This is a genomic window from bacterium, assembly GCA_035371905.1.
In the GTDB taxonomy this organism is placed as follows: domain Bacteria; phylum Ratteibacteria; class UBA8468; order B48-G9; family JAFGKM01; genus JAMWDI01.
Map to the genome: position 1 here is coordinate 1 of DAORXQ010000065.1, position 10,192 is coordinate 10,192.

10 protein-coding genes are annotated in these 10,192 nt (G+C 29.6%); 7 read left to right on the plus strand and 3 right to left on the minus strand.

The window, feature by feature from the left end:
* On the plus strand, positions 1-309 hold a 309-nt coding region (locus tag PKV21_07140), incomplete at its 5' end, for a hypothetical protein (GenBank protein HOM27263.1).
* Between the two features lie 13 nt (positions 310-322).
* Positions 323-1,090, plus strand: a complete 768-nt coding sequence (locus PKV21_07145; GenBank protein HOM27264.1) for an SDR family oxidoreductase — start codon at positions 323-325, stop codon at positions 1,088-1,090.
* A 3-nt stretch (positions 1,091-1,093) separates the two neighbouring features.
* Here the strand turns inward: PKV21_07145 and PKV21_07150 are convergent, their stop codons facing one another.
* The gene (locus PKV21_07150) at positions 1,094-2,617 is read right to left on the minus strand and encodes a YifB family Mg chelatase-like AAA ATPase (GenBank protein HOM27265.1); all 1,524 of its coding nucleotides are present in this window, start codon (positions 2,615-2,617) and stop codon (positions 1,094-1,096) included.
* Between the two features lie 81 nt (positions 2,618-2,698).
* Between PKV21_07150 and PKV21_07155 the strand changes: the two genes are divergently transcribed.
* Positions 2,699-3,595: a PD-(D/E)XK nuclease family protein gene (locus PKV21_07155; GenBank protein HOM27266.1), complete on the plus strand. Its 897-nt coding sequence runs from the start codon at positions 2,699-2,701 to the stop codon at positions 3,593-3,595.
* Between the two features lie 81 nt (positions 3,596-3,676).
* Here the strand turns inward: PKV21_07155 and PKV21_07160 are convergent, their stop codons facing one another.
* Complete coding sequence (locus tag PKV21_07160; protein ID HOM27267.1) at positions 3,677-5,221, minus strand: sodium-dependent transporter; 1,545 nt, start codon at positions 5,219-5,221, stop codon at positions 3,677-3,679.
* Between the two features lie 4 nt (positions 5,222-5,225).
* Positions 5,226-5,990, minus strand: a complete 765-nt coding sequence (locus PKV21_07165) for a sugar phosphate isomerase/epimerase family protein (protein ID HOM27268.1) — start codon at positions 5,988-5,990, stop codon at positions 5,226-5,228.
* A gap of 84 nt (positions 5,991-6,074) precedes the next feature.
* Between PKV21_07165 and rsmI the strand changes: the two genes are divergently transcribed.
* The 4 genes from rsmI to PKV21_07185 all read left to right on the plus strand — a co-directional run bounded on the left by rsmI (position 6,075) and on the right by PKV21_07185 (position 10,017).
* A complete protein-coding gene (gene rsmI / locus PKV21_07170) occupies positions 6,075-6,749 on the plus strand; it encodes a 16S rRNA (cytidine(1402)-2'-O)-methyltransferase (GenBank protein HOM27269.1) in 675 nt (224 codons plus the stop codon).
* Complete coding sequence (locus tag PKV21_07175; GenBank protein HOM27270.1) at positions 6,739-7,446, plus strand: SurA N-terminal domain-containing protein; 708 nt, start codon at positions 6,739-6,741, stop codon at positions 7,444-7,446. The genes rsmI and PKV21_07175 overlap by 11 nt, the downstream gene beginning before the upstream one ends.
* The gene (locus PKV21_07180) at positions 7,439-8,629 is read left to right on the plus strand and encodes a DUF1015 domain-containing protein (GenBank protein ID HOM27271.1); all 1,191 of its coding nucleotides are present in this window, start codon (positions 7,439-7,441) and stop codon (positions 8,627-8,629) included. The genes PKV21_07175 and PKV21_07180 overlap by 8 nt, the downstream gene beginning before the upstream one ends.
* Positions 8,630-8,697: 68 nt before the next feature.
* Positions 8,698-10,017 carry a GDSL-type esterase/lipase family protein gene (locus tag PKV21_07185; protein ID HOM27272.1) on the plus strand — a complete coding sequence of 440 codons (1,320 nt, stop codon included), beginning with the start codon at positions 8,698-8,700 and terminating at the stop codon, positions 10,015-10,017.
* Positions 10,018-10,192: the final 175 nt, after the last annotated feature.

Below are 10,192 nucleotides of genomic sequence, written 5' to 3' on the forward strand. Positions count from 1 at the left end.
ATTGAAGTAGATTTTGAAAAAGAAAAAGAGTTTAATTTAATTCAATTCATTTTTGATGCAGATACTGATAAAGAATATACTCATATCCCTCCTTTTTACATTCCTCCTGCAATTCCAGAAGAGTTTAGAATATATGCACAAAAAGATGGAAAATGGGAAAAAATTCTTGAAATAAAAGGAAATACCAATTATTTTTGCAGATATAAATTTAAAAAAGTGAAAAGCAGAAAAATTAAGGTGGAATTTTTAAAAACAATTGGTGAAAGCCCTGTATATGTTTATGAAATGAGGGTATATAATGTTAAATAAAAAGGAGGAGATTATGCAGGTAAAAGAACTTTTCAATCTTGAAGGTGAAAATGCAATTGTTACAGGAGCAAGTCAGGGACTTGGAAAAGAAATGGCTATTGCTCTTGCAGAAGTTGGTGCAAATATCGCAGTTGTTGATATAAATAAAGAAAAAGGGGAAGAAGTAGTAGCAGAAATAAAAAATATGGGAAGAGAATCCCTGTTTATAAAATGTGATGTCTCAAGTGAAAAAGATGTTGAAAATATGGTAAAAGAAGTAAAAAATAAATTTGGTAAAATTGATATACTTGTTAATAATGCAGGAATTGTCAGTAATTTTTCGGCAGAAGAAATGGATTTAAAAGAATGGGAAAAAGTTATAGATATTGACCTTACAGGTGTTTTTATATGTGCTCAAAAAGTAGGTAGAGAAATGATTAAACAGAAAAAAGGAGTTATAGTCAATATTGCTTCTATGTCAGGAATAATCGTAAATAATCCTCAACCTCAATGTCATTATAATACAGCAAAAGCAGGAGTTATTATGCTCACAAAATCACTTGCTGCAGAATGGGCAAAATATAATATAAGGGTTAACGCTATAGCACCCGGTTATATGGGAACAGATATGGTCAAAAGAGCATTTCCAAAATACGGTCAAAACTGGATTCCTTTAATTCCAATGGGCAGAATAGGCGAACCATATGAAATTAAAGGTCCTGTTGTTTTCCTATGTTCCAGAGCATCAAGTTATATAACTGGAAGTGTTCTTGTGATGGATGGTGGATATACTGTCTGGTGATTGTTAAACAAATTCTCTATCAAGACATCTATACTGAATTGCTTCTGAAATATGATGTGGTAAAATTTTTTCTGAATTATCAAGGTCCGCTATAGTTCTTGCCACTTTTCTTATTTTATCATATGCACGGGCAGATATTTTTAGATTTTCAATTGCATTTTTCAGTAAATATTTTGCCTCATCTGATAAAATACAATATTTTTTTATCTGAGAAGAATTCATATGAGCATTAAAATATATACCCTCATTTTTAAATCTTTCTTTCTGTATTTCTCTTGCCTTTTCCACTCTTTTTCTTATACTTTCCGAATCTTCCTCTTCTTTTTCTTCAAACAAAATATTTGCGGGTAAACTTGTAATTTCTATATGTATATCAATTCTATCAAGTAATGGACCTGATAATTTTTTTCTGTATTTTAAAATTTGTGATAATGTGCAGTGGCATTCTCTCTGACTGTCTCCATACCAACCACATGGACATGGATTGGTTGCTGCTACAAGTAAAAATCTTGAAGGAAATTCAAGCCGGCCTTTTGCTCTTGAAATATTTACTTTTCCATCTTCAAGAGGTTGTCTGAGTCCTTCAAGAACATCTCTATGAAATTCGGCCATCTCGTCAAGAAATAAAACACCATTATGTGCCAAACTGACTTCTCCAGGCTTTGGAATTGCTCCACCACCAATTAATGCAATATCTGAAATTGTATGATGTGGACTTCTAAATGGTCTTTCAAAAACAATGGGTTCTTTTAAAATACCGCTTACTGAATGGATTTTTGTTATTTCAAGTGCTTCTTCCAGTGTAAGAGAGGGTAAGATTGTTGGTATTCTTCTTGCTATCATTGTTTTTCCGCTTCCAGGTGAACCAATCATTAAAATATTATGTCCTCCGCTTACAGCAACTTCAACCGCTCTTTTAACATACCTCTGCCCTTTTACTTCTTTAAAATCCACATCATATTTATTCCTTTTATTAAAAATTTCCTCAATATCTGATTTAACAGGCTCAATTTCTTTTTTTCCTTTTAAAAATTCAATGCATTCATTTAAATTTCTTACAGGATAAACATCCACTTCTTTTATGATTGACCCTTCAAGAGAGTTCTCAAAAGGAAGAATAATTTTTTTTATTTTCATTTCTTTTAACTTTAAAACCATAGGTAAAATTCCTGAAACTGGTCTTATTTCTCCATTCAAAGCAAGTTCTCCAACAAAATAAAATTCATCAACCCTTGATTGTTTTATTTCTCCATTTGCAGTGAGTATTCCAATGGCCATAGGGAGGTCAAAAAAAGGACCTTCTTTTTTAAGGTCTGCTGGAGCAAGATTTATTGTTATTTTACCTGATGGAAAATCATATCCTGAATTTTTAATTGCTGGTTTTATTCTATCCTTACTTTCTTTAACTGCCTGGTCAGGAAGTCCAACAATTGAAATACCGGGAACTCCTTTTGAAATATCAACTTCAATCTCAATCGGATATGCATCAATTCCCCATATCGTGAAAGAAGAAATTTTTGAAATCATTTTAAATCTCCAAACTTCTTATTTTTTCATAAATTATAAATTAAGTTGACATAAGTTTTCAAATAATTATAAAATTAAACTATGGAAAATAAAGGAAGAACAGGATTATCTGCATATTCTCTAAATATTTTCAGAGAGTGTGAGAGATGTTTTTATTTACAGGTAAAATATAATATCACAAGACCGAGAGGACCAATGCCCTCAATTGCAACAGGTATTGATTCTCTAATAAAGGACTATTTTGAACATTGCAGAAAAAAAGAAAAATTACCACCTTTTCTTAAAGGAAAGGTTGAAGGAAAATTAATAACTGATCTTAAAAAAACATACTACTATGACATTGAAAATTTTAAAAATTATTATCTCTGGGGACGTCTTGATGAAGTAATACAACTACCAGATGGACTTTATATACCACTTGACCATAAAACAAGAGCAAACTTACCTAAAGGGGAACCACACGATGCGTATAAGTTTCAACTCGGTGTTTACTCACTTCTTTTGAAAAAAGAAAATAAAGGAAAAGAAGTTGATTTTGGCTATCTTGTTTATTACTATCCTGAAAAAAAATTTACTGACTATGATGCAGATGAAATCAAACACATAATAAACTTTAATTTTGAGGTTAAAGAAGTAAAACTGGATATAAATGATATCAAAAAAAATGTTGAAAATGCTATAAATTGTCTTGAATTAGAAAAATTACCTGAAAGTGGAAAAGATTGCGAATACTGTAAATGGATAGAAAACACAAAAAAAATTTATTATATAGGAAGCACGATTGGAGAAATAAAAAAAGAAAAAGTAGAAGAAGGGATTATCGTAAAGGTAGAAGAAATTAAAGAAGAAAATATTAAAGATATACCTGAAAAATCAGTAGAGATGGAAACAACTGAAATAGAAGAAAAAAAATTAATTTCTCCACAAGAAATTAAAAAAGGGAAGAAAAAGAAAGAACTTCCAGAATCTCTTTTTTAACTTTTTTTAATTGACCTTAAAAAAGAATAAACAAAAAGAAAAGTTATAACACTCCATGAAATACCTAGCATAAACCATCCGCTAAGTTTCAATTTTTTCTCCTTTTTTACTCCATGAAATTTTAACAAGTATACAGAGCACAATAAAAAGTAAAAGAAGAATAATTCTTGTCATAAAAACAAAAGGGATATTTTCTTTTGGTATATTTTTCAAAAGCAATGTTGGAATAGCATACTGAACTGTCCATGAAATTAAAATACATATCAAAAATAAGGGAGTTATGTATTTTATTATAAACTTGTAGAATTTAGGAAGTGTTATATCTGAACCTGAATGCATTTCTTCCCATGCATTCTCCATACCAAAAACCCATGCAAAAAGAATTGTCTCAACTGTTGCAAAAACAACCAATGAAAAAGTTCCTCCCCAGAAATCAAGTTCATCAACCACTCCTTTTGCAAGAAACAAAACAGAAAGATTTGAAAGCAAAAAACACAAAATACCAAAAACTAAAACACTTCTTTTTTTTGACAAATTAAATTCATCTTCTAAAAATGCAATTGCTGGCTGAGCAAGAGAAATTGAAGAGGTAAGTCCAGCAAGGAAAAGTAAAAAAAACCATAAAATTTCAAAAATTTTTCCAAAAGGAAGTGACTTTAAAATTAAAGGCATTGTAACAAAACCCAGATTAAAAGTTCCCTGATTTGCAACTTCTTTAATACCAACAGGACCAAAAAAAACAAAGGCAGCAGGAATAACTATACTTCCCCCAAGAATAATTTCAGCAAACTCATTTGCACTTGCACTGGTTAAACCTGAAAGTAAAACATCATCATCTTTACTTAAATAACTTGCATATGTAAGAATTACTCCAATGCCCACACTCAAAGTAAAAAATATCTGGCCTGCTGCTGAAAGCCAGACCTTTGCATCCTTTAAAGAAGAAAAATTAGGATTCCATAAAAATCCAAGTCCATTTAAAGGAGACCAATCAGGATTTGCTGGGTTTTTCAGAGTAAGAACTCTGATAACCAAAACTATAGCAAAAATAAAAAGCGATGGCATTGCAATTTTACATACATTTTCTATCCCTTTTTTTATACCATAGTAAACTATTAAAAGATTTAAAAAGAAGGTTATTATAAAGAAAAAATATGCAGGCAGAATTGATGAAAAATACTGATTTTTAACAACTCCCTGATATCCCTGTAAAAATGCAACCATCTCATTCTGGGTAGTAATTGAAGAAAAATCACTTCTGAAAGGGAAAAAAACATAAGCGAGAAGCCATGATTCAATATATATGTAATAAATAAAAATGGCTATTGGTCCAAAAATTCCTATAACTCCAAAATATTTAATAAATCTGTTTTTTTTCCATAATGTATGAAATATCCCAGGAGCAGTTCCATGTCCAAAACCACCTCCAAATCTTCCTATTGTCCATTCTATCCACATTAAGGGTATACCAAGCAAAAAAAGAGAGATAAAATAGGGAATTATAAAAGCACCACCGCCATTTTTTACTGCCTGAACAGGGAATCTTAAGAAATTACCAAGTCCGACTGCACTTCCCGCAACAGCAAGTATAACTCCTAACTTACTTCCCCATCTTTCTCTTTTCATATTCTTATAGATTTAATTTCCTTAAAAATTCAACACACTTTTTATAACCTATTTCTTTATCCTTCCCTTCATATTCAACACACCAAACACCCTTATAATTATTTTCCTTTAAGATTTTTATTGCTTCAATTACAGGAATTTCCCCTTCGCCGAGAACCTTTCCAACATAATCTCCTCTGGTTCCTGTCCCATCCTTTATATGAGTGTGTAAAGTATAAGGTGCTATCGCTTTATATATTTCAATTAACTTTTCTACAGGATAACCGTACCATCTATAATTCATTGTATCAAGATTTGCACCAAGATGTTTTGACTTTATCTTTTCAAATATTTCAAGTTGAAATTCATAATCATTTGTTGTTGTTCCATGATTATCAAGAGCAAGAAAAACATTTTCTTTTTCTGCAAATTCTACACTCCTTTCAACACCTTCAATTATCAGTTTTTTATAATCACTGGTATCAACTCCTTCCTTGGGCCAGCCACCATCCATCCTTATTATATTACAATCTATATCTTTAATTCTTTTGCATAACTCACCCATCAACTTAATCTGTTCTAAAAATTCTTCTCTTGTTTTCTGTAAAAAATCATTCCCTGCACTTACCTGAGAAACCTTTACATTGTATTTTTTTGTCAACATCAATGCTTCTTCTAAATTTTTTCTGGAAATTTCAATATACTCAACAGAATTCTCACTGCACCAGTTAAAAATATCCTCTAATCTCTGAAATGAAAAATTATATGCAATCACACCTATTTTTTCCATTTTTTCTCCTTTTTTGTTTTTAACTTTAAAATTATTTTAATATATTTTCTGGAAAATTTGAAGTTTTTGAAGTATAATATTTTAATGCTATATATAATTGGAACTCCCATAGGTAATATTAAGGATATTACTTTAAGAGGGCTTGATGTTTTAAAAAGTGTTGATTTGATATTATGTGAGGATACAAGGGAAACAAGTAAACTTTTGAATTACTATAATATAAAGAAACCTCTTTTAAGTTATTACAAAGAAATAGAAAAAAAGAGAGTAAAAAAGGTTATAGAATTGTTAAAAGAAGGTAAAGAAATTGCACTTGTTTGCGATAGAGGGACACCTGGAATCTCAGACCCTGCTTACTTACTTGTAAATGAGGCATATAGAAACAACATAAAGGTGGTTCCGATTCCGGGTCCATCTGCTTTAACTGCTGCAATGAGTATTTCAGGTTTTCCTCTTAAAAAAGTTTATTTTTTAGGGTTTTTGCCAAAAAAAGAGATTGAGAAAAGAAAGATTTTTGAAAGGTTTAAAGAAGGAGAGGAAGCAGTTATTTTTTTTGAATCTGTTCATAGAATTGATAAAACTATAAATTTACTTGCTGAAATTATGCCAGAAAAAGAAATATGTATTTGCAGGGAATTGACCAAAATGTTTGAAGAAATTTTAAGAGGAAAAATTAAAGATATAAATGAAGTATTTAAAAAACATAAGAAAAAAGGAGAATTTGTTTTAATTATAAATGGAGGTGAAAATGGCTTTTAAATTTTTAAGGAAAAGAAAAAATGTCAGAATTATACTCTGGATTATTACAGTTCTTATTATTCCCGGTTTTTTCTTATGGGGAGTTGGAATTGAAGGAAGCAGAAAAACACAGTATGCAGCAATTGTTAACAGGGAACCGATAACTTTAAGAGAATTTTATGACCAGTTATGGAAAATTGAAGAAAAATATAGAGAAATTTTTGGGGAAAGTTATAATCAAATCAGGAATAAATTAAATCTTGAAAAAAATGTTCTTGAAAGTATGATTAGGGAAAAGATATTATTACAGGAAGCAAGAAAAAGGAGAATAAGAGTTTATAAAAATGAAATAATAAATGTTATGAAATCCGACCCGGTTTTTAAAAATGAAAAAGGTGAATTTGATGAAGAGAAATATAAACAGATAATAAGTAACTATCCTGATGAAGAACTCGCAAAAATTGAAGACCAGATAAAAAAAGAAATATTAATTCAGAAACTCAAAGACCAGGTTGTATCGGAAACAAATATAAATGTGGATGAAAAGGAAATAGATGATTATTTAAAAAATGCAGGAACTGAAAAAATTGATAGAGAAAATATAAGAAAAATGATTTTATGGCAGAAAAGGGAAAAATATTTTGAGGACTGGTATAAAAAAACAAGAGAAAAATCAAAAGTTATGATTTACTTAACACTTGAAAATAAAAATGGTTGAAATTAAACCTTTCAAAGGATATATTTATAATCTTGACAAAATTGGAGAAATGAGTAAAGTTATTTCTCCTCCATGGGATTTAATAAATGAAGAACTTGAAAAAAAACTTTTATCATTATCTGAATTTAATATTGTAAAATTGATTTCTAAAGAAAATAATCCTGATGATGTATATGAAACTTTAAATAATTGGATTGAAAACAAAATATTAATTCAGGACGATAGAGAAAATTTTTATTTTCTAAAAGAGAATTTTGAATATGATGGGAAAAACTATGAAAGGAAAGGAATTTTTGGGATTTTAAAGATAGAGGATTTTGAAAAAAGAAATATTATACCCCATGAAAGAATTTTTCAAAAATATTCAGATAACAGATATAAAATTCTTGAAAAATGTAAAAGTAATTTCTGCCCTGTTTTTATGTTATATCCGGATAAATGTTTTCAAATAGAGAATATAATAGATGAAGAAAAAAACTATTTTACTGGTTACATAAATAATGAGAAATTCAGTTTTGGTAGAATAGAAAGCAGGGAAAAAATTATGAAGATAGAAGAAATTTTTAAAGAAAAGGTAGTTTTTATTGCAGATGGTCACCACAGATACAACGCCTCTTTAATGTTTTACAAAAATAATCCAGAAGAAAGAAATAAGTATTTACTTGTTTATCTTGCAAATATTGAATCAGACGGAGTTATAATTTTACCCACTCACAGATATATTCCTTCAGAAGTAAATTTAAACTTTGATAAAAATTTTGTTGATATCCTTAAAGTAAACGATAAAGAAGAAATGGAAAAATTACTGGGTACGAGTAAAGAAAGAAAAATAGGGATGTTTTATAATGGTTTTTTTTATATCTTAAAAATAAAAAATTATGAAAAACAATTTAAAGAAGAAGGTCCATATTTAAAACTTGATACATTTTTAGTTGATAATTTTTTGATTAAAAATTTTGTTGATATAAAAGAGAATGTTGAATTTCTCTATCACAGTTCAAAGGAATATCTATTAAATGAATATAAAAAAAGAAAAAATGGAGTTATTTTCTTTTTAAATCCTGTTAAAAAAGACATATTTATAGAAATGTGTTTAAATGGAAAACTTATGCCACAGAAATCAACTTATTTCTTTCCTAAGGTTCCTTCAGGCCTTGTAATTTATGTTTTCCCAGACACGTAAAAAAAATAAAATTCAAAATTTTGAAATTTTTTTTTAAAAGTAGTAAGATTAATCAAAAAGGAGGATTTATGAAAAATCTATTTTTGTTGTTATTTCTGGTTTTAAGTATTTTTTATTCAAATCTTTTTTCTGAAAGTAATTTCCCATTGAAAGATGGTGATACATGGGTTTTCCTCGGAGATTCAATTACTGCTCAAAAACTTCATACAAATTATTTTGAAGGATATTGTTTTACTCGTTTTCCGAAATGGAATATTCACTTCAGAAATTCGGGTGTTGGTGGAGATACAATACCTCGTGCTCTTGCAAGATTTGACTGGGATGTTGCTGCATGGAAACCAACTATTGTTAGTGTTGAACTTGGAATGAATGATTCAGGAGCAGGTCCTGATAGTGTTTCTATCTATATAAATGGGATGGAGACACTTATAAAAAAAATAAAAGAAATAGGAGCAATGCCTGTTATTTTTTCTCCAAGTCCTGTGAATGACGGAAGTACACAGAATAATTTAATAGGAAGAAATATAACTCTGGATAAATATACAGTTGCACTTGAAGAATTTACTAAAAATAACAGTATAATTTTTGCAGACCAGTTCCATTTTCTTGTAAATTTATGGGGAAAGAATAAAACAATTGAAGAAATTTATAGATTTGCAGACCTTACCAGAAATATACTCACAAAACCTGATCTACCTGCACCTGAACTTTTAAAAAAGTGGCTTGAAGAAATGGGAAAAAGCGAAATATTAAAAAAAGGAGTAAATATAGGAGGAGACCCTGTTCATCCTGGACCTGTTGGACAACTTATGATGTGTGCAATTTTACTTGAAAAATTAAATGCACCAAAACTTATAAGTAAGGCTGTAATAGATATTTCAAACAAAAAAATAGAGCAAGTTCAGTGTAAAATTACAAATTTAAAAATTGAGGAAGAAAAAATTTCTTTTGATCGGATTGATGATTGCCTGCCAATGCCAATACCACCGGAAGCAAAGGATGCCCTGATAATTTATCCGCAAATCGCTGATTTAAGTCAATGGATTTTAAAGATAGAAAATTTGAAAAAGGGTGAATATGAAATTTTTATAGATGGAGTATCAGTTGCAACTGTATCATCAGAAGAACTTAAAAATGGATGGAATTTATCAACTGTTTTTAAAGGTCCAGTATATCAGCAGTGTTTAGAGGTTCTTTCGGCAATTTCTCTCAAAGAAAATCTTGTTTCAGAATGGAGAAAATTGTCTTCTTTACAGGCAAAATCACCAACAGAAGAAAATAAAACAAAACTACAGAATTTAACAGAACAGATACTTCAGGCAGACCAGAAGATAAAAGAAACTGCACAACCAAAAATTCACAACTTTACAATCTCTCTTAAAAAATAACACAAAAGGATGCGAAAAATGAAAAGAGGCGTATCGGCAGTTTTCAGTATTTCAATTTTCTTTTTCTCAACATTTCTTTATGCAGGAAGACCTTTAACAACGGATGATGCAGAGACAATTGAAAAAGGGAAATTTGAACTTGAAATAGGATATGACTGGATAAAGAATATTGATA

Coding starts and splice junctions, on each gene's coding strand:
- PKV21_07145 (HOM27264.1), top strand. CDS start 323: ATGCAGGTAAAAGAACTTTTCAATCTTGAAGGTGAAAATGCAATTGTT.
- PKV21_07150 (HOM27265.1), bottom strand. CDS start 2,617: ATGATTTCAAAAATTTCTTCTTTCACGATATGGGGAATTGATGCATAT.
- PKV21_07155 (HOM27266.1), top strand. CDS start 2,699: ATGGAAAATAAAGGAAGAACAGGATTATCTGCATATTCTCTAAATATT.
- PKV21_07160 (HOM27267.1), bottom strand. CDS start 5,221: ATGAAAAGAGAAAGATGGGGAAGTAAGTTAGGAGTTATACTTGCTGTT.
- PKV21_07165 (HOM27268.1), bottom strand. CDS start 5,990: ATGGAAAAAATAGGTGTGATTGCATATAATTTTTCATTTCAGAGATTA.
- rsmI (HOM27269.1), top strand. CDS start 6,075: ATGCTATATATAATTGGAACTCCCATAGGTAATATTAAGGATATTACT.
- PKV21_07175 (HOM27270.1), top strand. CDS start 6,739: ATGGCTTTTAAATTTTTAAGGAAAAGAAAAAATGTCAGAATTATACTC.
- PKV21_07180 (HOM27271.1), top strand. CDS start 7,439: ATGGTTGAAATTAAACCTTTCAAAGGATATATTTATAATCTTGACAAA.
- PKV21_07185 (HOM27272.1), top strand. CDS start 8,698: ATGAAAAATCTATTTTTGTTGTTATTTCTGGTTTTAAGTATTTTTTAT.